Origin of the sequence: Bradyrhizobium sp. RDI18, assembly GCF_043203335.1 — a bacterium.
GTDB lineage: Bacteria > Pseudomonadota > Alphaproteobacteria > Rhizobiales > Xanthobacteraceae > Bradyrhizobium > Bradyrhizobium retamae.
In genome coordinates this window covers 4,094,138-4,119,822 of sequence record NZ_JBICRN010000008.1, presented here as the reverse complement: position 1 = coordinate 4,119,822, position 25,685 = coordinate 4,094,138, and the positions used below count along the sequence as shown (strand labels likewise).

General features: G+C 62.1%; 23 protein-coding genes and 1 pseudogene. 13 read left to right on the top strand and 11 right to left on the bottom strand.

Annotated elements, in window-relative coordinates; all coding sequences use genetic code 11:
• Positions 1-47: 47 nt before the first annotated feature.
• Positions 48-863 (bottom strand): class I SAM-dependent methyltransferase, encoded by an 816-nt coding sequence (locus tag ACFXS9_RS28960; protein ID WP_392694716.1) that lies wholly within the window; start codon positions 861-863, stop codon positions 48-50.
• Positions 864-1,111: 248 nt separating this feature from the next.
• Positions 1,112-1,351: a DUF1127 domain-containing protein gene (locus ACFXS9_RS28955; protein ID WP_392694713.1), complete on the bottom strand. Its 240-nt coding sequence runs from the start codon at positions 1,349-1,351 to the stop codon at positions 1,112-1,114.
• A 173-nt stretch (positions 1,352-1,524) separates the two neighbouring features.
• On the opposite strand from ACFXS9_RS28955, the gene ACFXS9_RS28950 reads away from it, so the two are divergent.
• The gene (locus ACFXS9_RS28950) at positions 1,525-2,937 is read left to right on the top strand and encodes a winged helix-turn-helix domain-containing protein (protein WP_392694711.1); all 1,413 of its coding nucleotides are present in this window, start codon (positions 1,525-1,527) and stop codon (positions 2,935-2,937) included.
• Between the two features lie 270 nt (positions 2,938-3,207).
• Here the strand turns inward: ACFXS9_RS28950 and ACFXS9_RS28945 are convergent, their stop codons facing one another.
• Entirely contained in the window at positions 3,208-4,959 is a 1,752-nt protein-coding gene (locus tag ACFXS9_RS28945; RefSeq protein WP_392694709.1) for a winged helix-turn-helix domain-containing tetratricopeptide repeat protein, read from the bottom strand.
• Between the two features lie 212 nt (positions 4,960-5,171).
• Between ACFXS9_RS28945 and ACFXS9_RS28940 the strand changes: the two genes are divergently transcribed.
• Together ACFXS9_RS28940 and ACFXS9_RS28935 are read left to right on the top strand one after the other, a co-directional pair.
• Entirely contained in the window at positions 5,172-6,035 is an 864-nt protein-coding gene (locus ACFXS9_RS28940; RefSeq protein WP_392694706.1) for an alpha/beta fold hydrolase, read from the top strand.
• Between the two features lie 185 nt (positions 6,036-6,220).
• Positions 6,221-6,984, top strand: a protein-coding gene (locus ACFXS9_RS28935) for an IS5 family transposase (RefSeq protein ID WP_392694703.1) whose coding sequence is annotated in 2 segments (ribosomal slippage) — positions 6,221-6,556 and positions 6,559-6,984 — 762 coding nt in all. Because the reading frame shifts where the segments join, the coding sequence is not laid out codon by codon here.
• A gap of 334 nt (positions 6,985-7,318) precedes the next feature.
• Here ACFXS9_RS28935 and ACFXS9_RS28930 read toward each other — a convergent pair.
• The gene (locus ACFXS9_RS28930) at positions 7,319-7,810 is read right to left on the bottom strand and encodes a peptidoglycan-binding domain-containing protein (protein WP_057852028.1); all 492 of its coding nucleotides are present in this window, start codon (positions 7,808-7,810) and stop codon (positions 7,319-7,321) included.
• Positions 7,811-8,420: 610 nt separating this feature from the next.
• On the opposite strand from ACFXS9_RS28930, the gene ACFXS9_RS28925 reads away from it, so the two are divergent.
• Positions 8,421-10,085: a thiamine pyrophosphate-binding protein gene (locus tag ACFXS9_RS28925; RefSeq protein WP_392694700.1), complete on the top strand. Its 1,665-nt coding sequence runs from the start codon at positions 8,421-8,423 to the stop codon at positions 10,083-10,085.
• Between the two features lie 93 nt (positions 10,086-10,178).
• On the opposite strand, the gene ACFXS9_RS28920 is transcribed toward ACFXS9_RS28925, so the two are convergent.
• Positions 10,179-11,561 carry an LLM class flavin-dependent oxidoreductase gene (locus tag ACFXS9_RS28920; RefSeq protein ID WP_392694698.1) on the bottom strand — a complete coding sequence of 461 codons (1,383 nt, stop codon included), beginning with the start codon at positions 11,559-11,561 and terminating at the stop codon, positions 10,179-10,181.
• Positions 11,562-11,747: 186 nt separating this feature from the next.
• On the opposite strand from ACFXS9_RS28920, the gene ACFXS9_RS28915 reads away from it, so the two are divergent.
• Positions 11,748-13,133: a M20 family metallopeptidase gene (locus ACFXS9_RS28915; RefSeq protein WP_392694695.1), complete on the top strand. Its 1,386-nt coding sequence runs from the start codon at positions 11,748-11,750 to the stop codon at positions 13,131-13,133.
• 425 nt (positions 13,134-13,558) lie between these two features.
• Complete coding sequence (locus tag ACFXS9_RS28910; protein WP_392694693.1) at positions 13,559-14,212, top strand: protein-L-isoaspartate O-methyltransferase; 654 nt, start codon at positions 13,559-13,561, stop codon at positions 14,210-14,212.
• A 34-nt stretch (positions 14,213-14,246) separates the two neighbouring features.
• Here the strand turns inward: ACFXS9_RS28910 and ACFXS9_RS28905 are convergent, their stop codons facing one another.
• From ACFXS9_RS28905 to ACFXS9_RS28890, 4 genes are all read right to left on the bottom strand, one after another.
• Positions 14,247-15,755, bottom strand: a complete 1,509-nt coding sequence (locus ACFXS9_RS28905) for a tripartite tricarboxylate transporter permease (RefSeq protein WP_392694691.1) — start codon at positions 15,753-15,755, stop codon at positions 14,247-14,249.
• A gap of 7 nt (positions 15,756-15,762) precedes the next feature.
• Positions 15,763-16,242 (bottom strand): tripartite tricarboxylate transporter TctB family protein, encoded by a 480-nt coding sequence (locus ACFXS9_RS28900; protein ID WP_392694688.1) that lies wholly within the window; start codon positions 16,240-16,242, stop codon positions 15,763-15,765.
• A 141-nt stretch (positions 16,243-16,383) separates the two neighbouring features.
• Positions 16,384-17,352 (bottom strand): Bug family tripartite tricarboxylate transporter substrate binding protein, encoded by a 969-nt coding sequence (locus tag ACFXS9_RS28895; protein ID WP_392694685.1) that lies wholly within the window; start codon positions 17,350-17,352, stop codon positions 16,384-16,386.
• 271 nt (positions 17,353-17,623) lie between these two features.
• Positions 17,624-18,883, bottom strand: coding sequence for an FAD-dependent oxidoreductase (locus ACFXS9_RS28890; RefSeq protein WP_392694682.1), 1,260 nt, complete (start codon positions 18,881-18,883; stop codon positions 17,624-17,626).
• A 302-nt stretch (positions 18,884-19,185) separates the two neighbouring features.
• On the opposite strand from ACFXS9_RS28890, the pseudogene ACFXS9_RS28885 reads away from it, so the two are divergent.
• The 7 genes and pseudogenes from ACFXS9_RS28885 to ACFXS9_RS28855 all read left to right on the top strand — a co-directional run.
• A pseudogene (locus ACFXS9_RS28885) lies at positions 19,186-19,428 on the top strand (LysR family transcriptional regulator); the annotation flags it as partial.
• Between the two features lie 96 nt (positions 19,429-19,524).
• A complete protein-coding gene (locus tag ACFXS9_RS28880; protein ID WP_392700067.1) occupies positions 19,525-20,295 on the top strand; it encodes a substrate-binding domain-containing protein in 771 nt (256 codons plus the stop codon).
• 43 nt (positions 20,296-20,338) lie between these two features.
• On the top strand, positions 20,339-21,250 hold the full coding sequence (locus tag ACFXS9_RS28875; protein ID WP_392694680.1) for an amino acid ABC transporter substrate-binding protein: 912 nt from the start codon (positions 20,339-20,341) through the stop codon (positions 21,248-21,250).
• Positions 21,251-21,502: 252 nt separating this feature from the next.
• Complete coding sequence (locus tag ACFXS9_RS28870; protein WP_392694678.1) at positions 21,503-22,234, top strand: amino acid ABC transporter permease; 732 nt, start codon at positions 21,503-21,505, stop codon at positions 22,232-22,234.
• A gap of 2 nt (positions 22,235-22,236) precedes the next feature.
• Positions 22,237-22,929 (top strand): amino acid ABC transporter permease, encoded by a 693-nt coding sequence (locus ACFXS9_RS28865; protein ID WP_392694675.1) that lies wholly within the window; start codon positions 22,237-22,239, stop codon positions 22,927-22,929.
• A gap of 64 nt (positions 22,930-22,993) precedes the next feature.
• The gene (locus ACFXS9_RS28860; RefSeq protein ID WP_057841598.1) at positions 22,994-23,725 is read left to right on the top strand and encodes an amino acid ABC transporter ATP-binding protein; all 732 of its coding nucleotides are present in this window, start codon (positions 22,994-22,996) and stop codon (positions 23,723-23,725) included.
• 156 nt (positions 23,726-23,881) lie between these two features.
• The gene (locus ACFXS9_RS28855) at positions 23,882-24,739 is read left to right on the top strand and encodes a D-amino-acid transaminase (protein WP_065743676.1); all 858 of its coding nucleotides are present in this window, start codon (positions 23,882-23,884) and stop codon (positions 24,737-24,739) included.
• A 39-nt stretch (positions 24,740-24,778) separates the two neighbouring features.
• Here ACFXS9_RS28855 and ACFXS9_RS28850 read toward each other — a convergent pair whose 3' ends face one another.
• Both ACFXS9_RS28850 and ACFXS9_RS28845 read right to left on the bottom strand, forming a co-directional pair.
• Positions 24,779-25,186, bottom strand: coding sequence for a cupin domain-containing protein (locus ACFXS9_RS28850; protein ID WP_392700065.1), 408 nt, complete (start codon positions 25,184-25,186; stop codon positions 24,779-24,781).
• Between the two features lie 21 nt (positions 25,187-25,207).
• The gene (locus ACFXS9_RS28845; protein WP_392694671.1) at positions 25,208-25,669 is read right to left on the bottom strand and encodes a carboxymuconolactone decarboxylase family protein; all 462 of its coding nucleotides are present in this window, start codon (positions 25,667-25,669) and stop codon (positions 25,208-25,210) included.
• Positions 25,670-25,685 lie beyond the last annotated feature (16 nt).

The window sequence follows — 25,685 nt, the reverse complement described above, 5'->3', positions numbered from 1 at the left end:
GAAGGCGACATTTCGCGAGCCGTCTGGTCGATTGCCGCGGGGTCGATTTACGCGCTCTTTCTCGCCCTCAACGAATACGACAGCGGAATTCGCGGGTATCCGTCTGGAAGACGCCACAGTCCGCCAGACGCGGGCACCAAGATCGGCAAACCGCGCCAGGGCAAAACCTCGTGCTCGCGAAACATCGTTATCGTCAGTCCGGCTTCGATCAACCCGCCGAGAACTGCTGACAGCGAGTGAATCCACTCGCGCGTTGATTGATGCGACAAGATTGTCGGGTCGCCAGTGTACGTTGTCTCATTGACGAACTGCAGCGGCCTGTCAGCAGGCGTCTGGAAATCGTACGTCGGTACCAGCCTTCCGCTAGAGTCCTCCAGCACACTGAATGCTGGATGAGCGTCCGCAAAGTAAAGCTCGCCCCCCGGTGCCAGCACGGAGGCGATGACCTTCGCCCAAACCGCCATGTCGGGTAGCCAGCAAATAGTTCCCCAGGTCGTGAAGACCAGATCGAACGGGCCCGGCGCCAAATCCGGTGCTTGATCTACCGTCCCTTGCACGAAGTCAGCCTTGAGGCCGGTCTCGTCGGACAAACGCCTCGCGACATTTAGCGCGGAATTCGAGAAATCGAGCCCAGTGACGATCGCTCCGCGCCGCGCCAGACAGAGTGTGTCTCGCCCAATATGGCACTGCAGATGCAGCACGCGCTTTCCGGAAACATCGCCAAGTTCGGCTGCCTCTATGGCATAAAGCGAATCCTCGCCTGCGCGAAACCGATCAAGTATGTACTCGCCGGTCGCGTCCCGGGCGTGAATCGCCGCGCGCTCTTCCCAGTTCTGCAGGTTGATTTCAATGTGCTCGGTCATGGGGCTTAGGCTAACAGATGCGCGCTAGGCGAAACAGGTCTCCGTCGGGATGGCGAGGTCTCTGGTGGCCCCTAGCCGACAGACTTCGTCGCCTGTGACTGGTCTGGTATTGGGCAGTCCGGACTTCGCATCAGCGATCCTTCGACCGCCGCTTGCGGCCCATACCGCAAGTCGAGTCGCCGCTCGGAATGGGTGTATCTGGTCGTCTCCTCCAATTCCCGCTGCCCGGTGGGCGCCAGATCAGAGCATCATAACATTCCGCGTACCCGCGGGTCGAAATCTCGGTTCGATACAACGTAGTCGATCTCGCCGCGCGTAGTGCCAATATCCATCAGCTCCCTGTCACTTAGGTCAGACAAGGCGGCATGCATTTTCCGGCGCGCGCGCCTCTCCTGATAGGCATCCCAGTATTTCCAGATGAGGCTAGAGGCGTACCGTGTTGATGCGGATGTCCGTTCCAGCCACGTTGTGCTGTAGGTCGTGCTCATGGCGGTGTCTCCTCCAGACGATGTTTTCCACCGGCTAGGAGGGTGCCAGGAGATATTCAGGCGTGCTTGACCGGCAGCTTACATTTTCCTCACCGGCAGCTTATTCTTGCGATTTCCACCGGGCCAAAGCGCCAGCCGGTGACCGGGGCCTCTGATCTAGGGAATTTCGCAGCTTGCGCTATCTCTTCGAGGACTACGCCTTAGATCCCGATCGTCGCGAGCTATATCACGGCGCGAATGTTGTCCCCGTGGCGCCACAAGTCTTTGACCTGCTAGACTACCTGATCCGCAACCGGGAGCGCGTCGTCAGCAAAGACGAACTCATCACCGCCATCTGGAACGGGCGCAGCGTGTCGGATGCAGCGCTGACAACCCGCCTGAATGTCGCCCGGGGCGCGGTTAGCGACACTGGGGAGGAACAGCGCCTCATCAAGACGTTGCCGCGGAAGGGCTTTCGTTTCATCGGACCTGTCCGGGAAGAAGGGGACGATAGCCCGGCAGTCCCTGACAAAATGGTAGAACCAGAAACTACCCTCGCGCTGCCCGATAAAACCTCTATCGCCGTGCTGCCGTTCGAGAACATGAGCGGCGATCCCGAGCAGGAGTACTTCGCGGACGGAATGGTGGAAGAGATCACTACTGCTCTTTCGCGGTTCAAATGGTTGTTCGTGATCGCGCGCAATTCGAGCTTCACCTTCAAAGGCAAAGCTGTAGACATCAAGGAAGTCGGACGCAGGCTTGGCGTGCGCTACGTCCTTGAGGGATCTGTGCGCAAGGCGGCGGGGAAAGTTCGCATCGCAGGGCAGTTGATTGACGCGGTTACCGCGGCGCTCATCTGGGCGGACAGGTTCGAGCGCGACCTGACGGATGTTTTCGCTCTGCAGGACGAAGTCACGGTCGCGGTTGTCTCAGCCATTCAGCCAAAGTTGCTTCAAACGGAAATAGGATTGGCGACGCGGCGGCGACCAGATAACCTCACCGCCTATGACTTCTATCTCCGTGCTATGCAGCAGTATTACCTGACGACCCGCGAAGGGAATGCCGAGGCGATCAGGCTGGCGCATCGGGCTTTAAGGCTAGACCCGCGGTTCGGCTTTGTCGCGGCACTCGCAGGTGCCTGTCACTTGCGAAACGTCCTGTGGGGCTATGCTATCGATCCCCAATTCGAACGCAACGAAGCGGTTCGGCTTCTTCGCTTGGCATTGAGCATTGACGATGATGATCCAGATGCGCTGGCGCTGGCTGCGGCGACATCGGCCTTCATGGTCGGTGATTGTGAAACTGAGATTGAATTGGCTGACCGGGCGGTTGCGCTAAACCCAAATTCATTTGTGGCATGGAGTTGCAGAGGCCAAGTCTATAGAATTGCAGGGCTGCCGGAAGAAGCGATCCGCAGCTTTGAACGGGCCATTCGCATGAGCCCGGTAGATCCGCGGCTACACCTGCTGTTTGCTGGGATGGGGAGTGCCCTTGTTGAGCTTCGTCGATTTGACGAGGCCGTCGCCGCAGGGAGGAAAGCCCTTCGTCAGAACCCCTCCGATCTAGTGGCTTACCGCTATCTAGCATCCGCTTTTGCCCATCTCTGACGTGAGGCTGACGCCCGTGAGGCGGCGGCGAGTGTGCTTGCGGTTGATCCCGCCTTTACAATCTCGGCATTCATCGCGCGGGGCGGGCAATCAAACGCGAAGCTGTTGATTGAGGGCCTTCGCAAGGCGGGATGCCAGAGTAAGTCCGTGATCGCTTGTGCGGACGAGGGGATCGAGCGCGAGACGCAATGTCTGCAATTGGACTCTTAGCAGACGTGCTGAACAAGACTCCTGCCGTCCCGGCGGTAGTGCCCGCGGCCCACGCGTCTACTATTCCGGCAGTCCCGCCGAAATAAATGCCTCCAGGATCTCGGCTCGGAGTTTGGTTGATCTATACCATTGCGGCGGGACGGTCGTTGAACGCCGCCATGTAGGAACCAGACGCAGGCATTCGGCCATCAATTTTCGTGCATCTTCCAATCTTCCTGCGCCTACGTAACACAGGATCGACTGCTGTTTTCCGACGAGAAACGACGGAGGAAACGCTCGCAGCGCCCTGTCCGTCCACGCGGCTGCTTCCGCGTGCCTGCCGCCGTTATGATGAGCAAGCGCTAGACCCAGCATTGCATTGTAGCTGAAGGGATCGCGTGGGCTCAGCCGCATGGCTCGCTCCAGATCAGCAGCAGCAGAGTCCGATTCCCCATACCAGCCCCGCACAAGCCCGCGGCTTTGGACCGCGCGTGCGCAATTTGCATTCGATTGGACGGCGCGCTCGATGATTTCGAGCCCCGCGTCGAAGTCAAGCCCTATCCAGAAAAGATTGAATCCGACAAAGCTTAGTGCAGTGGCGTCGTCCGAGCCCAGTTCCTTCAGGCGTCCCGCAAAACTTAGAAGCTTGGCCCTGTCTTCAGCGATGTCGCCGGGCCATTTGTTGCCCCATCGCCAACCAATACAGCCGGCAGCGCCGCCGTAGGCGGGCACAAAATTCGGGTCAAGCGCAATTGCGGTCTCGAAATGCCTCAAGGCGGCATCGTTGCTCTCCGCGCTGGTAGGAAAGCCGATATTGGGCAGGCCACGGTAATAGGCCGTCACCGCGTCGATGTTGCCGAGCGGCCTTCGGCTCGCCCGCTCTATCTCAGCACGGTCGACTTCCGGGGCGATGGCACCGACCACCTGCTGGGTCACGTTGTCCTGCAGATCGAAAATGTCTTCCAAGGTGCCGTCGAACTGGTCGGCCCAGAGGTACGCCCCGTTCGCGGCATCGATGAGTTGCCCGCTGATCCGCAGGCGCGTGCCTGCCTTTCGCACGCTGCCTTCGAGCACGTATCGCGCGCCGAGTTGTTGTCCCGCCTGCTTGATGTCAACTGCCTTGCCCTTGTAGGTGAATGACGAGTTGCGTGCGATGACAAACAACACCCTGAAACGCGAAAGCGCCGTGGTGATGTCGTCGACCAGTCCGTCTGCAAAGTATTCCTGTTCCGGGTCGCCTGACAGGTTCTCGAACGGGAGCACGGCAATCGACGGTTTGTCGGGAAGGCCGGGGATGTTTGCCGGCGGCTGAACGGCGGGGCTCGAGCCGATGTCCGTATCGGGTTTGTCGATTTCCCGCACGCTGCCAATGAAACGAAATCCCTTCTTTTGCAGCGTCTTGATGAGGCGCTGTTCATCGCCGGCATCGCCGATCGCAGCGCGCGCTGCGTTAAGGCGGGTCGCAAGCGCTGCATCCGAGACAATTCGGCCACCCCATATTGCGGATATCAAATCGTCCTTGCTGACCACACGCTCCCGGTTGCGGATCAAGTAGAGAAGCACGTCAAACGCCTGCGGTGTCACCGAGACAGCATCGGTGCCCCTGTGCAGCTCCCGCTTGTCGGCGTCGAGCGCGAAATCCTCAAACATATAGCGCATCTGGCAGCCCGTTTCCTTGATCTGGGTGAACGTAACACAGCCTGGCACGCGGGCGGTGCGCGAAGTCAGCCGCCGGTAATGAAAATGTAAGCGGTCTGTAAAGTGTTGCAATCGCGCTTCGCGCATTCTTGCCGGGGCCAATCCCTCGAGACCGGCAGTCATGGCGATGAACACGGCCTCTCCTACAACAACGCTGGCGCAGCAGCCCGAGGCATGCGCTTCGCGCGGCACGTCTAGTCGTTCGCAGCAGCAATGGCGCCAGTGTCTGTCCCGCGTTGCATCGGCGATCTTCCGTCGCAGCAAGGGAAGGGTGGAGCTTTCCGCGCTCAGTGACTTCGAGCTGAGAGACGTTGGTGTCGTCAGTATGAACCCGCGAGGAGATACAGGTGCTGCAGGATAGGCACGGCCGAATTGACTATGTTGAAGATGGCTCCGGACCGACCATCGTGTTCGTGCCGGGCTCCTGGGCGACCGGCGCGGCTTGGCGCGGTGTCATCGAGGTACTGCGGAGCCGCTTCCGAACGGTAACGACAAGCCTTCCGGGTTATGGCGACACGAGGGACTGGCGCACGAGTGCCGATACGTCGATCGACCGGCAGGCGGAGACCATTGAAGCCGTGATCCGCCATGCCGGTGGTCCCGTGCATCTCGTCGGGCATTCTTTTGGAGCGTTGGCGTGCCTCGACGTCGCCTTGTGCGGACTGCTCCCGCTCATGAGCCTGACCTTGATCGAGCCGGTCGCCTTCGGCTTGCTACGCCAGCAGAGCGAGCTTGCGCTGCATGATAGGTTCATCGCGATGCGCGAAAATTATTTCCGGGCGTTCGAAAGCGGAGATAAGGAGGCGGCGCGTCAGGTGGTCGACTATCTCAGCGGTGAGGGAAGCTTCGATGCCCTGCCGTGCCAGATGCGACAAAATATTGTCGAGGCGACTGCGACTCATGTTTTGGACATGCGTTCGGAGTTCGATCCGCGCCTTTCGGCTTTCGCCAACATCCTGCTTCCGAGCCTCGTCATCCGCAGCGAGAGCAGTACGCAGTCGCTGCGTCGCACTGCGGAAATCCTGAGCGGAGCACTCGCGAATGCTTCGCAATGCACGATTCCGCAGGCAGGCCATTTCATGTTGGCCACACACTACGCTGAATTGGCGGAACGAATTGGTGATCACGTCGCGAAGACGGAAGCGCTGGCCTGGAGCAGCCTATCCATCGCCTCTCCGTTCGGACTAGGATCCCTCGGCCGTGCCGTCTAGATCACCGGCCATCGTTTCCGCTTGGCCCTTCTGCGACATCGGGCTATGTCCGCTACTCCGCCGCTGTTGAGGGTTGAGCGGACATCAGTCAGTCGCTTAATGAGCACACGGCCTAAGTGGTGTGGACTCTAAGGATTCCCTTTTAGGAGCAAATCAGATTCAAGGCTGCTTTTTGGGAGGCGGCCTTGGGTGTGATGGATCGTTTGGTTTTGAGCGACGCGGCTTGGGAGCGGATGGCTCCCCTGATTATAGGTCGGCCTGACCAGAAGGGCTCCACCGGGCGCGACAACCGGATGTTTGTGGAAGGGGTGCTTTGGATCGTGCGTACGGGCGCTCCTTGGCGTGATCTTCCGGAAGCCTTCGGGGATTGGAACAGCGTGTTCCGGCGCTTCAGTCGATGGAGCATCAAGGGTGTTTGGTGGCGGATATTCGAGGCAATGTCCGATGATCCGGACTTCGAGTATCTGATCGTCGATTCCACCATCGTCCGGGCGCATCAGCACGCCGCCGGGGCGAAAAAAGGGGGTCTGAAGATCAGGCGCTTGACCGCTCGCGCGGCGGCCTGAGCACCAAGATACACCTGGCCGTTCGCGGCTTGGGATGTCCTGTGCGATTCACGCTTACCGCAGGCCAGAAGGGCGATGCACCGCAAGCCGCCGCATTGATCGAGGGATTACCCGCCGAGGTCGTCATGGCTGATACGGCCTATGACGCCGATCACTTGCGCCAGGCCATCGCTGCCAAAGGCGCGCTCGCCGTCATCCCCAACAACCCGTCACGTGCACTCAAATATCCGCTCGACAAGCACCTCTATGCCCAGCGCCATCTCGTGGAATGCTGCTTCTCCAAGCTCAAGCAATTCCGCCGCGTCGCAACCCGCTTCGAAAAGACCGCCCGAAATTACCGTGCCGTCGTCACTCTCGCAGCAATCATCTTATGGATGCGATAAGTGTCCACACTACCTAGAGCGTGGACCCACTACGCGCAGCCATCCATAGCCGGATGGATGCGAGCTGGACGAAGGCGATAAGGGGCTTGAATCACGGCAAGACAGTCCGGCTCAATGTGGCCCGCCAAGGAGCGGGTCGGACGCTATGCACCCGAAAGCGGACCTATTATGCTCACCCTGAGCTTTGTCGTTCTTGACCCATCTCCGACATCACCCTCCGGCCTCTAGCCACGCGCATGCCCTGAGTTCGCCCTAGGCGATTCGATCGTCACAGCCGTCCAACAAAGTGCTAGCCTGCTTAGGCGTATTTCCAACTATCTTGAGGCTGGACGAGTCACCTGCGGAATAGTCCGCCCACCACACCCCCCACAACGCCGTGCACCGCGCCGCCGATCGCGCCGATTGGACCGCCGACACCACGCGAATGGCGAGTGCGGCTCCCAGCGCGACGACGGTCTTGATGACCAGATTTGCTAGCCTCTGCCGCGGCGTCCGTTAGTACCCTGTGCTGGGCGGCGTTGAGGAAGCCAGTCGTAGGGTAGCCGTGCTCCTCCTGCCAGCGCGCGATGACGGCGCGAGTCGATTCGTCGAACTTCCCATTGACCTTGGTCTTGAACCCGAGCTTGGTTAGCCCACGTTGCACTCCACGACGCTTTGCCTTGGTGAGGCCGATCTGTTCCTCGGTCTCCTGAGTCGCTTCGTCGGTAGCTATTGTCGTTTCGGCGGGTGCCAACGTTTCGCGAGGCGTGCTGCTCAGACCAGCCTTAGCAAAGTGCGCGCTGTCGACGATCGCTAGGATACACAATGCTAGGATCAAGGCGCGCATGACTTTTCCTTCGCCCTCAAGTCTGCCGATCGTTCGGTCTAGAAAGTAAAGATACACCGCGCCGTCCTGAACTATCAACGTCCGACGGCGCCACTCCGCTTCGTCGCGGGGGTAACTGTTGCCCGCGGCACACGGTTCCCTAGCCTCGCGCCGATTGTTACGCCGCATTGCACGCGGGGGCATGGGATCGGCGCATCGCCCTTGGAGCTTAGAGACGTCTAGAGCCAGCGCCGCCAAGGTCAGCTTCTGGCACTTCTGCGACATCGGGCTGTGTCCGCTATTCCGCCGCTGTTGAGGGTTGAGCGGACATCAGTCAGTCGCTTAATGAGTAAACGGCCTAGAGCGGGATGAGGCCGTGACGACGGGCCATCTCGTGCCTCGGACGCAAGCTGCCTGAGGGCTGCGAGCCGGGTCCCATTCTACTTTGCATGGGGTTGTTTTCGCTTTTTTTGTCCGGTCCCGCGCTGTACCGCTGCCGCGCTGCACGGCGTCGGGGACACGGAAAATGCCTGTGCAGAGCAGCCATGACCGCGATCCATTGCTTACGCGCGCCAAGTTTGGTCATCTCCCTCCACCCCGCTCGTCAAGGAAGCGGCGGGCGGGAGGAAAAATGAAGAACAAGATCACCGGCCGTTCGGCATTCCTGGCGCTGCTAAAGGATGAGGGCATTACGCATCTGTTTGGCAATCCCGGCACCACCGAACTGCCGATCATGCACGCGCTGAAGGACCATCCCGACCTCACCTATGTGATGGCGATGCAGGAAAGCCTGGTCGTCGCCATGGCCGACGGCTTCAGCCGCGCCTCCGGCAAGCTCGTCGCCTGCAACGTCCATGTCGCGCCCGGCCTCGGCAACGCGATGGGCTCGCTCTACAACGCCAGCTTCACCGGCACGCCGCTGATCCTGACCGCCGGCCAGCAGGAGCAGGGCCACGGCCTGACGGAGCCGGTGCTTTATGGTCCGCTGGTGCAGATGGCTGCTCCCTTGGTCAAGTGGGCGGTGGAGGTGACGCGGCTGGAGGACCTGCCGCGGATCGTGCGCCGCGCCGCCAAGATCGCGACCACGCCACCGACGGGGCCGGTGTTTATCTCGCTGCCGGGCGACATCCTCAATTCCGAGGCCGGCATCGAGCTTGGCCGCTCGACCCGCGTCGATACGCGCGTCAAACCATCGGAGGAATCGTTGCAGGCGCTCACCGCGCGGATTCTCAAGGCAGAGCGGCCGGTGATCATTGTTGGCGACGAGATCGTGAAAAGCGATGCGTTGCAGGAGGCCGCTCAACTCGCGGAAACGCTGGGTTGCCCGGCCTACCAGTCGTCGACGCCCTATGGCGCCCATTTCCTGTCGGAAAGCCCGTGCTTCATGGGTGCGCTGGCGCGCATTCAGAAGATCGCCCGTGACGCGCTGTCGCCATACGATCTCATCATCGCGCTCGGCGGCGATCCCTTGCGGATGTCGGTCTACAGCGAAGTCGACCCGTTGCCGGACGGGCTGTCGATCGTGCAGATCGGCCTGGTCGACCACGACCTCGCCAGGAATTACGGCGCCGACATCGCGCTCAAGGCCAATGTGCGGGAAACCTTGCGCGCCCTGGTCCCGGCTCTAAAGGCCGCCGGCGGCAGCGCGCTCCAGGCACGCGCGAGCCAAGGATTGGACGCACTCGCCGCGAAGAACTGGACGGCGCGGCGCAAGCCGCTGGTCGAACAGATTGCGAGACATGCCGAGACTTCGCCGATCGATCCCGACTGGCTGGCGCTGCAGGTGGTCGAAGCGATGCCCGACAACGCCATCCTGGTCGACGAAGGATTGACTTCGGCGCGGCAGATCATCGCGCTGCGTCCGCACCGCGACCGCTACGGCTATCACGCGCTGGCCTCCGGTGGCATCGGCTGGGGACTGCCGGCGTCTGTCGGTGTCAGCCTCGCCAATCCGCAGCGGCCAGTGGTCTGTTATTCCGGCGACGGCAGCTCGATGTACTCGATCCAGTCGCTGTGGACGGCCGCAAACCACAAGCTGCCGCTGACGTTCGTCATCGTCAACAATGGCGGCTACCGCATCATCAAGCAGCGGCTGCTCGCCTTCCACGGCGACGATCATTACGTCGGCATGGATTTTGTGGATCCCCCGGTGGATTTCACCGGTGTTGCGAAATCGCTCGGTCTGGAAGCGACGAAGGTGACCGATCCTTCTCAATTGAAGTCCGTATTGTCGTCAGCCTTCAGCCGCCCCGGCGCGAAGCTGATCGAGGTCGTCGTCAGCAATTCGGTGAATTGAGTGGCTTGTCATTCCGGGGCGATGCGAAGCATCGAACCCGGAATCTCGAGGTTCCGGGTCTGGTCCTTCGGACCATCCCGGAACGACGGACCGCTACTCCGCCGCTTGCACATGCGGGCGAAATCTCGCCGCCGGATGCTGCTCCGTCAGCCGGGCGCGGCCTGTGCCGAACAGCTTCTCGCGCAGCGTCCCCTTCGCGTACTCGCTCTTGTACCGCCCACGCTTTGTCAGTTCGGGCACCAGCATATCCGCAATATCCTCGAAATCACCGGGCGAGGTGGCGAACGCGACGTTGAGGCCGTCGACGTCGGTCTGCTCGAACCAGGCCTCGATATCGTCGGCAACCTTCTCGGGCGTGCCGACCGCGACCGGCCCCGCGCCGCCGATGCCGACATGCTCGACGACTTCGCGCACGGTCCAGACCCGGTCGGGATCGGCGCGGGTGACGTTGTCGAGCGCAGTGCGGCCGGCGTCGTTCTGGACGTGGCGCACTTCCTGGTCGAGGTCGTAGCTCGAGAAATCGACGCCCATCCAGCCCGACATCAAGGCCAGCGCGCCCTCCGTCGCGATGTGCGCCCGATAGTCGGCGTATTTCGCTTTCGCCTCTGCCTCGGTGCGGCCGAGAATGATCGTCATCATGGAGAACATCAGGATTTCAGCCGGATTGCGGCCGATCTCCTGCGCCAGCGCGCGGATCGCGGCAACCCGCGGCCCGATGATCTTGGCCGACGGGCCCGACATGAACACGCATTCGGCATGTTGGGCAGCGAACTTTCGACCGCGCGGGGAGGTGCCGGCCTGGTACAGCACCGGCGTCCGCTGTGGCGACGGCTCGCTAAGATGGATGGCGTTGAGCCGGTAGTTGCGGCCCTCGTGCTGGATGCGATGCACCTTGGAAGGATCGGCAAAAATCCCGCGCGCGCGGTCGCGCAGCACGGCGTCGTCCTCCCAGCTTCCTTCCCAGAGCTTGTAGACCAGCTCCATATATTCGTCCGCAATGTCGTAGCGGTCGTCATGCGCCGTCTGCTTGTCCTTGCCGGCGCCGCGGGCGGCGCTGTCGAGATAGCCGGTCACCACGTTCCATCCGACGCGTCCCTCCGTGAGATGATCGAGCGTCGACATTCTCCGCGCAAACGGGTAGGGCGGCTCGAAAGAGAGATTGCTGGTGACGCCGAAGCCGAGATTCTGCGTCACCGCCGCCATCGCCGGGATCAGCATCAGAGGCTCGTTGGCCGGCGTCTGCGCGGCATTGCGCAGCGCAGCGTCCGGGCTGTTGCCGAAGACGTCATAGACGCCGAGCACGTCGGCGAGGAAAAGTCCGTCGAACCGGCCGCGCTCCAGCCTCTTCGCCAGATCGAGCCAATAGGGCAGGCGGTTATAGTCCAGCGTGCGGTCGCGCGGATGGGTCCAGAGCCCCGGCGATTGATGCGCCACGCAGTTCATGGCGAAGGCATTCAGCCGGATTTGTTTTGTCATGACGCGAACCTCGCAGCGCGCAGTTCCCTTGCGCATTTGCCCCGGTTAAACGCCGGGCTGTTGCCTGAAATTGTTGCATCCCCGCTGCGTTTAGCAAGGCCCATTCGACGGGCCCTGCCACTTCCAGCGGGCGGCTTATCCCGATAGGTTGCGGCCCCAACACGTTTGCGAACAAAGGAAAGAAACATGGCTGATAGAGCCGACGCGGTTGCGCGGGTACGCGAGCATCTTCATTCCGGCGCGTTTCTCGCCGAGCTCGGCCGCAGAGTTGGATATCGGACCGAAAGCCAGAATCCCGGCAGCGGCGAGGCGTTGCGCGCCTATCTCGTGGACGACCTCCAGCCGGCCTTCGCCGCGCTCGACTTCTCCACCCGCCTGATCGAATCGCCGACCGGCAAAGGCCCCTATCTGCTGGCGGATTATCGTGAGGATCCCTCTCTGCCGACCGTGCTCACCTACGGCCATGGTGACGTCGTCGACGGCATGGAAGGTGAATGGCGCGACAATCTCGATCCGTGGCAGATCACGACCAAGGGCGAACGCGTCTATGGCCGCGGCACCGCCGACAATAAGGGCCAGCACAGCATCAACCTTGCGGCGTTGCGCGCGGTTCGCGAGACCCGCGGTGGTAGGCTCGGCTTCAACGCCAAGTTCATCATCGAGACCGGCGAGGAGATCGGTTCGCCCGATCTGCGGCAGGTGTGCGAAACCCATCGCGAGGCGCTGAAGGCCGATCTGTTCCTGGCGTCCGACGGGCCGCGGCTCTCGGCCGATCGGCCGACGATCTTTCTCGGCTGCCGCGGCGGCAACCGCATTCATCTCGATGTCAACTTGCGCGAAGGCGGCCACCATTCGGGCAATTGGGGCGGCGTGCTCGCCAATCCCGCGACGATCCTTTGCAACGCCATTGCGAGCCTCGTCGACGGCAAGGGCCGGATGAAGCTCGACGCGCTCAAACCGCCGCGGATCTCGAATGCCGTCCGCGCGGCGCTTGCGGATGTGAGGATCGAGCCGACCGCGGACGAGCCGGCGCTGGCGCCCGACTGGGGCGAGGAGGGGCTATCGCCGGCAGAGCGGCTGTTTGCCTGGAATACGCTGGAAGTGCTGGCGATATCGTCGGGCAGTATCGAGAAGCCGGCCAACGCCATTCCCGGACACGCCAATGCCGTGCTGCAGCTCCGCTTCGTCGTCGGCACCAAATACGAAGAGGTCATTGACGCCGTGCGCACGCATTTGCACGCCAACGGCTTTCCGATGGTGGAAGTCAGCGGCACGCAACGTTTCGCCGCCTCGCGCACCGATGTCGACAGCCCCTGGGTGAATTGGACGGCGAACTCGATCAGGGAGACCACCGGCAAGTCGCCGGCGATCCTGCCGAACTTTGGCGGCTCGCTGCCCAACGATGTGTTCGCCGAGGGGCTTGGCCTGCCGACGATCTGGGTGCCGCATTCCTACCCTGGCTGCTCGCAGCATGCGCCGGACGAGCACATCCTGCTGCCGGTGACTGAGGAAGCGCTGGCAATCATGGCGGGGATCTTCTGGGATCTCGGCGAGATGAAGCGCAAGGCCTGAACGAAAATGCCTCACCTTGCGTCATGGCCGGGCTCGTCCCGGCCATCCACGCCCTTGCGCGGGTGACAAGAACGTGGACGCCCGGGACAAGCCCGGATGCATCACTAACAGACAGGCCACAGCTCAATCCGGGCGAGCAAGAGTGTGATGAGGCTACAGCGGCTGCATCCTTGATGTGCTACGCTGGCCGCTCACCCCATGGTTGAGAGGCCCTGATGTCCGATTCCGTAGAAGCCCAGCGCCGACACTATGCAGAAGACCTCTGGTTTGTCGCCGATATGCGCTCAGCCGCGGCGAAGGCGGCCTTTGCGGCCGTGCCGCGTGAGGGGTTCGTCGGCCCCGGGCCTTGGCGGATCAAAAGCTTCTGGAACATGGCGGACTATCGAACCACACCCGATGACGATCCATGTCACGTTTATCACGATGTGCTGATCGCGCTCGACGAAAGCCGCAGGCTCAACAACGGCCAGCCCAGCCTTTGGGCTTTCGTGTTCGACAAGCTTGATATCGTGGCCAACGAACATGTGGTGCATCTCGGTTGCGGCACGGGCTATTACACTGCCATCCTGGCCGAACTGGTCGGTCGTGATGGCGCCGTGGAGGCGATCGAAATCGAGCCGCGACTAGCAGGGCTGGCGCGTGCGGCCCTGGCACCATGGCCGCAGGTCATGGTCGCGAATGGCGACGGCGCCGGTCATCCTCTCACGCCCGCGGACGTGATCGTCGCCAGTGCTGGAGCGACGCATCCGCTTCCGGCCTGGCTGGACGCATTGAAGCCTGGCGGGCGCCTATTGTTTCCCATGACGCCAACTGAAGGTTTCGGCGGCATGTTGCTGGTCACGCGCGTTCGCGCTGACAAGTTCAGCGCGCGGTTCTTGTGTCGGGTTCTATTCTATGAATTCGCGGGTGCACGCGATGCTGAGGTAAGTAAGCGGCTCGGTGAAGCGTTAGCGCGTGATCACGGCGCCGGCGTCAAGTCGCTGCGCAGCGATCCTCATGAACAAGAGGAGAATTGCTGGCTACACGAGGATGGTTGGTGCCTATCATGCCGCGAAGCGGCGGAACAAGCGGGCGACTAGCGGCAGGTGCACGCGGCGGCACTGCTCCAGCCGCTCACACCTCTTCATCCAGCGCGACCAGTTCGCGCTTCTTGCGCAGCGCCGGCAGCAGCGGGCCGACCAGCAGCACGACCGCAAGCAGAAGGCAGGCGGCCGAGATCGGCCGCTCGACGAACGTCATCAGATTGCCCTGGGAGAGGATCAGCGACTTGCGCAGATTGTTCTCCAGCATCGGTCCCAGCACGAAGGCCAGTACCAACGGCGCCGGCTCGTAGCCGAGCTTGCGCATGAAATACCCGATGATGCCGAACGCGATCATCACATAGACGTCGAACACGTTGTTGCTTGAGCAATAGACGCCGATGATGGTGAACAGGATGATCAGCGGGAACAGGATGTTGTAGGGCAGCTTGAGGAGCTGTACCCACATGCCGATCATCGGCAGGTTCAGCACCAGCAGCATCAGATTGCCGATATACATGCTGGCGACGATGCCCCAGAACAGGCCGGGGTTCTGCGTGATCATCAAGGGCCCAGGCTGCAGGCCGTGAATGACGAAGGCGCCGAGCAACAGCGCCATTACCACATTCGGCGGAATGCCGAGCGTCATCAGCGGAATGAAGGCGCCGCCGGCGGCGGCGTTGTTGGCGGCTTCGGGTCCCGCCACGCCCTCGATCGCGCCGTTGCCGAACCGCTCCGGCGTTTTGGACAGTCGCTTCTCCAGAGCATAGGACGCAAAGGAAGAGATCACCGCGCCGCCGCCCGGCAGGATGCCGAGCAGAAATCCCATGATCGTTCCGCGCGACATCGGGCCCGCGCTGGCCTTCCAGTCTGCTTTGCTCGGCAGCAGGTGCGTGATCTTCGTGTTGATGATGTCGCGTTTGATGATTTGTTCAGTGTTGAGCAGCACCTCGGCGACACCGAACAGGCCCATGACGACCGGGACGAGGCCAATGCCGTCGATCAGCTCGATCCGGCCGAAGGTCAGGCGCGGTTGCGCGGTAATGCTGTCGAGACCGATCAGGCCGAGCACAACGCCGGTGCAGGCCATCAGCAGCGCCTTCGCCATCGAGCCCTGCGTCAGGAAGGTGAGCACCACGACGCCGAGCACCATCAGGCTGAAATACTCGGCCGGCCCGAACGCGATCGCGACGCTGGCGAGCTTCGGCGCCACCAGCATCAGCGCGATCAGCGCGAAGGTGCCGGCGATGAACGAGCCGAACGCGGCGATGCCGAGCGCAGGACCAGCGCGACCTTGTTTCGCCATCTGGTGCCCGTCGATACAGGTGACGACGGAAGCGGCCTCGCCGGGAATGTTGACCAGGATCGAGGTGGTCGAGCCGCCATACATCGAACCGTAGTAGATGCCGGCCATCATGATGATGCCCGACTCCGGCGTGCCCGACAGCGTGATCGGCAGCAACAGCGACATCGCCGAGATCGGGCCTATGCCGGGCAGCACGCCGACCAGCGTTCCGATGAAGACGCCGATGAAACAATAGATCAGATTGATTGGCTGAAGGGCGACGCCGAAGCCATGCGCGACGTTGATGAGCGTGTCCATGGTGCGATCAGCCGATTTCGAAGATGCCCGAGGGCAATTGGATCAGCAGCAGGCGTTTAAGGATCCACCACATGCCGAGCGGCACCAACAGTGCGATCGGAATGGTCAATTGCCAGCGCACGGGGTCGACCAGCCGCAACAGCAGTACCATCAGCGGGATCGACGACAGCAGGAAGCCGAGCGGATTGAGCGCAAAGGCGAACGAGGCGAGGCAGGCGATGACGATCACCGGCTTTGTCCAGCGGGTGTTCTGCCAACGCGAACCGAAGGTCGGCCCGCCCTCGCTGAGCGCCGCGATGATGATCGTTGCGGCGAACAGGCACATCAGGATGCCGGTATAGAACAGGACGTAACCCGCCCCGGGATCGTTGATGGTACCGAGCTTGAGCTTGAGCCCGGACCAGACCACGAAGCCGCCAAGCGCGAGCCCGATCAGCCCGCCCCACAGTTCGGAATTGTTGAGGCGGAACTTGACGTCATTACTCATCGATTACTCTTTCAGCCGTTCCCCGGACGCAGCGCGAAGCGGTGCGTTGCAGAGCCGGGGCCCACGATTTTTCGGCGATATGGGTCCCGGTTCTGCGAAGCAGCGCTGGCGCGCTGCATCGCGCCCGGGACATGGCGGTGATCAGTTCGTCTTCTTCGCCAGCCCGAGCCTGTCGATCACCTTGCGCTCGGATTCCGTCACTTCGACGACGAACTTCTTGTAATCCTCGGTATTCCTGTAGTTCGGCACCATGTCGAATTTGGCGAGCGTGGCGATCACGGCGGGATCTTCCAGCGCCTTCTTGAAGGCGTCGTGCAGCTTGGCGACGATCTTCGGGTCCATCCCCTTCGGTCCGGCGATGCCGAAAGGCGAGTCATAGACCATGGGATAGCCGAGTTCCTTCAGCGTCGGCACGTTTGGATAGTTCGGCGAGCGCGCCGAGGTCCACACCATCAGAAGCCGCAGCTTGCCGGCGTCGACCAAAGGGCGCCAGCCGGTCGAGTCCGCCTGCAGCATGGTGTGCTGCCCCAGCACCGCGGCATTGGTCTCCGCGCCGCCCTTGAACGGCACCTGCGTCAGTTTGATTCCCGCCATCGAGGCAATCTGCTCCATGCCGATATGCAGCGACGTGCCGGCACCCGGCGTCGCATAGGTCACCTTGCCGGGATTCTGCTTGGCGTAGTCGATCACATCCTGCCAGGTCTTGAATGGCGACTCGGCGCTGGTGGTGACACCGAACGTGTAGCCGGTGAGGTGAACGATGTAGGTGAAGTCCTTGGCCGGATCCCACGAGACTTCCTGCATCAGCGGCAGCCGAAACACCGTGATCGGAATCTGTGCGATGGTGTAACCGTCGGGCTTGGCGCCTGCCGCCATAGTGGCAGGCCCGACGGTGCCGGAGCCGCCGGCCTTGTTGTCGATTGCGATCGGCTGTCCCAGAACCTTCGAAGCGCTCTCGGCGATCGCGCGCATCGAGATGTCGGTCGAACCGCCCGCCGGCCACGGGACGATCAGCGTAATCGGCTTGGTGGGATATTCTTGCGCGCCGGCGGCTGCGGATATCAGCATGAAGGCAGCAATGGCGGTCGCCAAATGGCTACGTCTGAACATAAGCAACACTCCCCTGCAGCTTCTCTTGACGCGAGAGCCGCTTGTTTCTTCCCGGGCTCGATCATCCCTGAATTCGCCCAGGAAGAAAAGCGTGTTGGTGGCTGGGAGGCTCGCGCCGTCCCCGTCGCAACAAGCTGGAAACGACGCCCGCGATGATCGCCCTGCCGCGGCATCCCGGACTACGGAATTTGGCCGCCGCCGCACCATGCGAATTCGGGCAATGATGACTAGCCTGGATTGTCGGCCCACTCGTTCGCAACGTCACCGCTCGTTAGGCGGCGCGGCGCAGGGCAAACGCTCCGGTCGCGGTGACCGGGGGCTTGCAACCGATCAAGTCCGCCGTCAGCCGCGCGCTGCCGCACGCCAGCGTCCAGCCGAGCATGCCGTGTCCTGAATTGATGAAGAGGCCGTCAAGCGGCGACCAGCCGATGATCGGCCGGCTGTCGGGCGTCATGGGACGAAGCCCGCACCAGGGCTCGATGTCGCCGGCTGCGTCGATCCCAAGCAGCTCGGCGGAGGCGCGGCGCAGGACTTCGACGCGCCCTGCATCGATCGTGGTATCGCTTTCGAGATCGGCGATGCCGGCAACCCGTATGGCTGTGTGCCCGTCGCGCGCGAGCGGCGCAAATACCAGCTTGCGTTCCATGTCCGTGACGCTGTGCCGAAGGAGGCGCGCCTCTGGCGCCGGTGAAAGCGTGATGCTGTAGCCTTTGAGCGGATAGATCGGCAGATAGAATCCGCACGCTTTCGCAAAAGCGCCCGATGCCGCGCCCATGCACAAAACGAAATGGTCTGCCTGCACGTGTCCCTTGCCGGTGTCGACGGCGACCAGCCGGCCGCCGGAGCGAACCGGCCCGGCAACTTCGGTACCGAGTATCCATTCGACGTTGCGCTGCCTCCGCAGGCGGAACGTCAGTCCTGCGCAAAAGGCCGCGCAATCTCCGACCTGCTCGGCGGCCGTAAAGATGCCGCCCGCGAATTCGTGCGCGTCAAGTCTGAGCGCAGGCTCCAGCGCCAGGCATTCCGCCGGCGTCAACACCTGTTGGCCGTCGTCGCCACCGTTTGCGGTGACCGCGCGTCGCGCACTATCGAATTCGCTCCGGCTTCGGAACACCACGAGCTTGCCGGCCGTTCGCAATCCGAATGAGAGCATCAGGCTTTGCGTCAGCCGCGCCAGCTCGCTCCGGCTCAAGGCGGCGAGCGCAAGTTGCGCTGCAATGGTCTCGCGCACGGCTGCCGGCCGGCAAGCGAGCAGGAAGCGCGCGCCCCAGGAAATCAAGGCCGGATCGAGGCCAGCGCGGATGCGCATGGGCGAAGCCGGCGACAGCAGCAGCGACGGCAGCTTCCTGAGTGTTGCCGGAGACGCCAGCGGCGCCACGAACGCGTACGAGAGCTGGCCGCCATTGGCTGCGCTGGCGTCTTTCGCGGTGGAGGCATGCCGGTCGACGATGATGACGTCGTGTCCGGCCTCAGCAAGGCACCATGCGGTCGTCAGACCGATGACACCGGCGCCCAGTACGCAGATTTTCATTTTCGAGGTTTCATCCTGGTGATCATTCGACCGAGGCGTGAGAAGCGATCGGACGAAGGGTTGTCGCTCACCAAGTTTAAGGCCGCCGAACGCCGCCATTGATGCCAAGTCTGCATGATGCAAAATTTGCATAACGCGCCAGCGGCGTGGCAGGTTAAGGAAGATGCGATCATGGGCGAATGCGGAACGGCTGACATGGGCGGGCGAGAATCGACGGGGACTGCCGCAGAAGCGAAGGCGAGCGGGGGCAATGCAAAGCTTGCATTGGTCATCCCGCGGGGCGACCCGCTACGTTTGCCGGCATGGAACTTCACATTTGCCATCGAGAACCAGCGCCGGTTGGCGTCCGCAGCCATGCGTTGCCCAAGAGCGGCTATCGTGGCGGCGGCGCCGCGATCGCCTGCAAAGCGGGGCGCATGATGGAGCTTCGCTGGCTTCAGGATTTCCTGATGGTGGCCGAGACCGGCAATTTCACCCGCGCCGCCGAGAAACGAAACACGTCCCAAGCCGCGTTCAGCCGACGGATCAAATCGCTCGAAGCCTGGCTCGGTTTCGACCTGATCGACCGCAGCGTGTACCCGACGCAGCTCACGCCGCAAGGCGAGCGCTTTCGCGAGCATGCCGGCGAGTTGCTGCGGCAGATGCTCGACAGCCGCGTCGAACTTGGCGGCAAGCCGCTTCGCCGCAACGAACATATCCGCATTGCCCTGCCGTTCGCGATGGCCACCGCCCGGCTGCCGCATTGGTGGCCGGCCTGGTCACAGGAGCGGCGGTTGAGCTGCTCGGTGGTTGTCGGCAACATCCACGATCTCGTCACCTCGCTTGTCTCCGACAACGTGGACCTGATGATCTGCTACCACCACGCCCAGCAGCCGATCCATCTCGATCCGGACCGCTACGAACGCGTCACGCTCGGCACCGAATTCCTGCGGCCCTATGCCAGCGAGGCGCTGATGGCGAAGGGCGGCGCGTCGCTGCCCGGCCGGGCGTCGCATCCGGTCCCCCTTTTGATGTATTCGCCCGGCGTCTATTTTGCCCGGCTGGTCGATCTCATCCTGGAGACCGCCCCCATTTTCGGCGTGCGGGTCATTGAAAGCGACATGTCGGACGTGCTGTGCGGGATGGCGCTCAGCGGACGCGGTGTGGCTTGGTTAACGGAGGGGACTGTGGCGGCTTCCGGCCGGAAGCGGCTGGTCCCGATCGGCGGCGACAAATGGGCGTTGCCTTTGTCTTTAGTCGCATTCAGGGGCCGAATGCATGATGGCCAACGGGCGCTAAATCTGTTTTGGTCCGAATTGTGCAGGCATAGTGCCGGGCACGCCGGAGGCGGTCTTGCCAAAGGTCTTGCCAAGGGTCTTGCCAAGACAGGTTCGAGACCGCCGGCCAAACGGCCCGGCAAGTTGCTGAGTTAGGGTGGATGAGCAATCATCTGAAACCTTTGGAGGGAGAAGTTACGTGAAACACCGTCATATTATCGGCTGTCTGGTCGCGGGTGCGTTGTGCGCCGGACCGGCAACGGCCCAGGAACTCACCGGGACGCTGAAGAACATCAAGGACACCGGCGCCATCACGCTCGGCTACCGCGACTCGTCGATTCCGTTCTCCTATCTCGACGACAACCAGAAGCCGATCGGCTACGCCATGGACATCTGCTACAAGATCGTCGATGCCGTGAAGAAGGAGCTCAAGCTCGACAAGCTCGAGGTCAAGCTCAACCCGGTGACGTCGTCGACCCGCATCCCGCTGCTCGCCAACGGCACGATCGATCTCGAATGCGGCTCGACCACGAACAATGCCGAGCGCCAGAAGCAGATTTCCTACACCAACACCCACTTCCTGACCGCGAGCCGCTACGTCACCAAGAAGGCGAGCAAGATCAATTCGATCGACGATCTGAAGGGCAAGCCGGTGGTCTCGACCGCCGGCACCACCAATATCAAGCAGCTCACCGAAGCCAACGCGGCGCGCAGCCTCAACGTCAATATTATCCCGGCGAAGGATCACGCCGAGGCATTCCTGATGGTCGAGACCGATCGCGCCGTGGCCTTCGTGATGGACGACATCCTGCTCGCGAGCCTGGTTGCCGGCTCGAAGGCGCCGGGCGATTACGTCATCTCCAAGGATGCGTTCTCCAAGCCCGAGCCCTACGGCATCATGCTGCGCAAGGATGATCCGGCCTTCAAGAAGGTGGTCGATGCGGCGACGGCGGCGCTCTATACCGGCGGCGAGGGCCAGAAGATCTACGACAAGTGGTTCACGCAGAAGATCCCGCCCAAGGGGCTGAACCTCAACTCGCCGATCAGCGCCGAGCTGAAGAACCAGTTCGCCAAACCGTCGGACTCGCCGGATCCGGATTCGTATAAGTAAGTGATGCGTTGACCCTCATGGTGAGGCGGCGCGCCAGCGCCGTCTCCGGACGATGCTCGCATCGCCGGGCGAACCCATGAGGCCGCAGTTGGGCCTTCATCCTTCGAGACGCCGCGCAATGCGCGGCTCCTCAGGATGAGGGGCTTCCAACCGGCAAGTCCGGCCATTTTTTGAAAGCAAAGAATGGCCGGACATTTGCATACGCAGTCATGACCAAGAGCTTTACCGGCACTTTCGGGGACAAGGTGCAGCGTGAACTATAACTGGAACTGGCATATCTTTTTCGAGCCGAACCCGACAGGGGCGGGGACCTATCTCGACATGTTGGTGGCGGGACTGCTGCTGACCATCCAGACGGCGCTGCTGGCCTGGGTCATCGCGCTATTTTTCGGCACGATCATCGGCATCCTGCGCTCGCTGCCGTCGAGAACCGCGTCCTGGATCGGCTTTGGCTATGTCGAATTCTTCCGCAACATGCCGCTGCTGGTGCAGCTATTCCTCTGGTTCTTCGTGCTGCCGGAACTACTGCCGCGCGGCGCAGGGCTGTGGCTCAAGCAGATTCCCAATGCGCCATTCTGGACGGCGGCGATCGGGGTCGGGTTGTTCATGTCGGCGCGTGTCGCCGTGCAATTGGCCGCAGGCATCGCCTCGCTGCCGCGTGGACAGAAGAATGCCGCGACCGCGCTCGGGCTGACCACGGCGCAGGGCTATCGCTACGTGCTGCTGCCGATCGCGTTCCGCATCATCCTGCCGCCGCTCACGTCCGAATTCCTCAACACCATCAAGAATACGTCCGTTGCGATCACCATCGGCCTGATCGAACTGACCGGCCAGGCGCGGGCAATGCAGGAATTCTCGTTCCAGGTGTTCGAGGCCTTCACCGCCGCGACCGTGATGTATCTCGCGATCAACATCGTCGTCGTCACCGGCATGCGCTTCCTCGAACGCAGCCTGGCGATCCCCGGCTATATCACGGGGAAATAGCGATGTTCGACAATCTCGATTTCGATGTCATCCGCCGCTCGCTGCCTTACCTGTTCCTCGACGGCATGAGCTTTACGCTGATGCTGACCGGGTTGTCGGCGCTGGGCGGCCTGGTCTTCGGTACGCTGATCGCGCTGATGCGGTTGTCCGGCTACAAGCTGCTCGGCAGCATCGCCGGGCTCTATGTCGACTTCATGCGCTCGCTGCCGCTGGTGTTGGTGATCTTCTGGTTCTATTTCCTGGTGCCTTATATCGGCCAGTGGCTGACCGGCGCATCGCGCCCCATTCGCGTTGGCGCGTTCACCTCGTCTCTCGTCACCTTCATCATGTTCGAGGCGGCGTATTTCTCCGAGATCATGCGCGCCGGCATCCAGTCGATTTCCAAAGGGCAGCCGGCTGCGGCGAGCGCGCTCGGCCTGACCTACAGCCAGTCCATGCGCTATGTCGTGCTGCCGCAGGCGTTTCGTAACATGCTGCCGGTGCTGCTGACTCAGACCATCGTGCTGTTCCAGGACACTTCGCTGGTCTATGTGCTGTCGATCCCGGATTTCCTGGGCGCCGCCAGCAAGGTGGCGCAGCGCGACGGCCGGCTGGTCGAGATGTATCTGTTCGCGGCCGCGGTCTATTTCGTGATTTCCTGTGTCGCGTCCTATGGCGTCCGGCGCCTGCAGGCACGCATTGCTATTGTTCGGTAGCGAGCATGATCCGGAAAAGTGGAAACCGGTTTTCCGAGAAGATCATGCTCAAAAGGATGGGTTCATGATCGAAATCAGCCACGTCAATAAATGGTACGGGCCGAGTTTCCAGGTGCTGAAGGACTGCACCACCAGCGTCGCCAAGGGCGAGGTGGTGGTGGTGTGCGGCCCGTCGGGCTCGGGAAAGTCGACGCTGATCAAATGCGTCAACGCGCTTGAACCGTTTCAGGAAGGCCAGATCATTCTCGACGGCATCAAGGTCAACGATCCCAAGACCGATTTGCCGAAACTGCGCGCGCGCGTCGGCATGGTGTTCCAGCACTTCGAGCTGTTTCCGCATCTGCGCATCATCGAGAATCTGTGCCTGGCGCAGGAGAAGGTGCTCGGCCGCTCGCATGACGAGGCGATGGCCAAGGGCCAGAAGCTGCTCGAGCGCGTCGGCTTGACGGTGCACGCGAACAAATATCCGGCTGAACTGTCCGGCGGTCAGCAGCAGCGCGTTGCGATCGCGCGGGCGCTCGCCATGGATCCGATCGCGATGTTGTTCGATGAGCCGACCTCGGCCCTCGATCCCGAGATGATCAGCGAAGTGCTCGACGTGATGGTCGATCTTGCCCATGAAGGCATGACCATGATGGTCGTTACCCACGAAATGGGCTTTGCCAGCAAGGTTGCGCACCGCGTGATCTTCATGGACAAGGGCGAGATCGTCGAGGACGCGCTGAAGACGGATTTCTTCGGCAGCCCGCGCAGCGAACGCGCGCAGAAGTTCTTGTCGAAGATTCTATCGCATTAGGATGCTGCGGCCCATCCGCGTCATTGCGAGCGAAGCGAAGCAATCCATGGTACCGCAAGTGGAGGAATGGATTGCTTCGTCGCTTGCGCTCCTCGCAATGACGGTTACCTATAACGTCCGCCGCGGCGGTATCGCTATCTTTTAGGAGACTCTATTTTGGAACAGATCGCTTACGTCAACGGCTCGTTTGTCCCGCTTTCAGAGGCGAAGGTCTCGATCCTCGACCGCGGATTCCTGTTTGCCGACGGCATCTATGAAGTCGCCGCCGTGCTGGACGGAAAATTGATCGACAACGCCTCGCACCTGGCGCGGCTGGAGCGCTCGGTCGGCGAGATCGAACTGGCGCTGCCGGAGACGACGGCGCGCATCCAGGAGATCCAGAAGGAGCTGGTCGCGCGCAACGATCTCGTCAACGGCATGGTTTATCTGGAAGTAACGCGCGGCGCCGACACCGGGCGCGATTTTGCGTTTCCGAAGAACGTAAAGCCGACGTTGATCATGTTCACCTCCACCAAGGACATCATCAACGCGCCGTCGGCCAAGACCGGCATCAACGTGATCACCGTGCCGGACCTGCGCTGGGCCCGCCGCGATATCAAGAGCGTCGCGCTGTTGGCGCAGGTGTTGGCCAAGCAGGCTGCGGCGGTGGCTGGCGCCGGCGAGGCCTGGATGATCGAGGACGGCAAGGTGACCGAGGGCGGCTCATCGTCATGCTTCATCCTGACCCAGGACGACGTAATCGTGACGCGGCAGAACGGCAGCGAGATCCTGCCCGGCTGCACCCGCAAGGCCGTCGTCGCGCTGGCCGAAGAACGCCAGCTCCGCGTCGAGGAGAGGGCATTTTCCGTCGAGGAAGCGCTGGCCGCCAAGGAAGCCTTCGTTACCAGCGCCAGTCTGTTCGTACAGGCCGTGGTGTCGATTGACGGCAAGAAGGTCGCCGACGGCAAGCCCGGCCCGATGACCAACCGCCTGCGCGAGATCTATGTGGAGTTCGCCAAGGCGACGGCGGTATGATGATCGGAAGGGCCGCGACGGGGCCGCGGCTCGTCCGTCTCACTTCTTGCCGAACGTCGTCAGTTGCGCGCCATCGTCGGCAACGAAAACCGCGAGCAGGCTTGCAGGCTCCGTCGTGCTCGCATTCTCGCTGACGAGGTGCTCGCTGCCGGGTGGCTCAAAGAAGCTTTCGCCCGCTTTGTAGACGCGCGCCGGGCCGGTCGCCGAATTTTCTGACCGGATGCTGCCCGACAGCACATAGGCGAACACGCTGCCGGCGTGATGATGGCTGGCCGACTTGCCGCCCGGCGCGTAGTTGACCACGACGGCCGTCAGGCTCTTGCCGGGCACGTTGGGAAGTTTCTCTGAACGAACCGGCGTTACCTTGTCGCCTTCGGCATGGGCTGTGGGTATGCCGACGATTGCCAGCGCAACCACGGCCGCTGCCGCGACATGATGCATCGTCAATTTCATATTGGCCTCCTCGCTTTACGCCACTGCCGCCTTTGCCTTGACCGGGTGCACCGCGCGAAAAGCGATCGCCAACCGGTTCCAAGCATTGATGGCCCCGATCAGCATGGTCAGATTGACCGTCTCCGCTTCCGAGAAGTGGGCGCGCACGTCTTCGTAGAGATCGTCAGGGGCATGCGTTTCAGCAATCAGCGTCAGCGCGTCGGTCCAGGCCAACGCCGCGCGTTCACGGTCGGTGTAGAGCGGCGACTCGTGCCATGCACTCAACAGATACAGCCGTTGCTCGGTCTCGCCGAGCTTGCGGGCGTCCTGGGTGTGCATGTTGATGCAGTACGCGCAGCCGTTGATCTGCGAGGCGCGTGTCTTCACCAGTTCGATCAGCGACTTTTCAAGACCTGAAGCGGCGATCTGGGCCTCCAGCGCGACAAGCGCTTTGATGGTCTCTGGCGCGGCCTGGTAGTAATTGATCCGGGGCTTCATGCGATTCTCCTTCTCT

Bases quoted from the DNA above. Each gene is read 5' to 3' on its own strand.
- ACFXS9_RS28890 (WP_392694682.1), bottom strand. From the start codon at position 18,883: ATGAAAATCTGCGTACTGGGCGCCGGTGTCATCGGTCTGACGACCGCA.
- ACFXS9_RS28955 (WP_392694713.1), bottom strand. From the start codon at position 1,351: ATGAGCACGACCTACAGCACAACGTGGCTGGAACGGACATCCGCATCA.
- ACFXS9_RS28960 (WP_392694716.1), bottom strand. From the start codon at position 863: ATGACCGAGCACATTGAAATCAACCTGCAGAACTGGGAAGAGCGCGCG.
- ACFXS9_RS28860 (WP_057841598.1), top strand. From the start codon at position 22,994: ATGATCGAAATCAGCCACGTCAATAAATGGTACGGGCCGAGTTTCCAG.
- ACFXS9_RS28920 (WP_392694698.1), bottom strand. From the start codon at position 11,561: ATGACAAAACAAATCCGGCTGAATGCCTTCGCCATGAACTGCGTGGCG.
- ACFXS9_RS28845 (WP_392694671.1), bottom strand. From the start codon at position 25,669: ATGAAGCCCCGGATCAATTACTACCAGGCCGCGCCAGAGACCATCAAA.
- ACFXS9_RS28930 (WP_057852028.1), bottom strand. From the start codon at position 7,810: ATGCGCGCCTTGATCCTAGCATTGTGTATCCTAGCGATCGTCGACAGC.
- ACFXS9_RS28900 (WP_392694688.1), bottom strand. From the start codon at position 16,242: ATGAGTAATGACGTCAAGTTCCGCCTCAACAATTCCGAACTGTGGGGC.
- ACFXS9_RS28895 (WP_392694685.1), bottom strand. From the start codon at position 17,352: ATGTTCAGACGTAGCCATTTGGCGACCGCCATTGCTGCCTTCATGCTG.
- ACFXS9_RS28865 (WP_392694675.1), top strand. From the start codon at position 22,237: ATGTTCGACAATCTCGATTTCGATGTCATCCGCCGCTCGCTGCCTTAC.
- ACFXS9_RS28915 (WP_392694695.1), top strand. From the start codon at position 11,748: ATGGCTGATAGAGCCGACGCGGTTGCGCGGGTACGCGAGCATCTTCAT.
- ACFXS9_RS28905 (WP_392694691.1), bottom strand. From the start codon at position 15,755: ATGGACACGCTCATCAACGTCGCGCATGGCTTCGGCGTCGCCCTTCAG.
- ACFXS9_RS28925 (WP_392694700.1), top strand. From the start codon at position 8,421: ATGAAGAACAAGATCACCGGCCGTTCGGCATTCCTGGCGCTGCTAAAG.
- ACFXS9_RS28880 (WP_392700067.1), top strand. From the start codon at position 19,525: ATGCTCGACAGCCGCGTCGAACTTGGCGGCAAGCCGCTTCGCCGCAAC.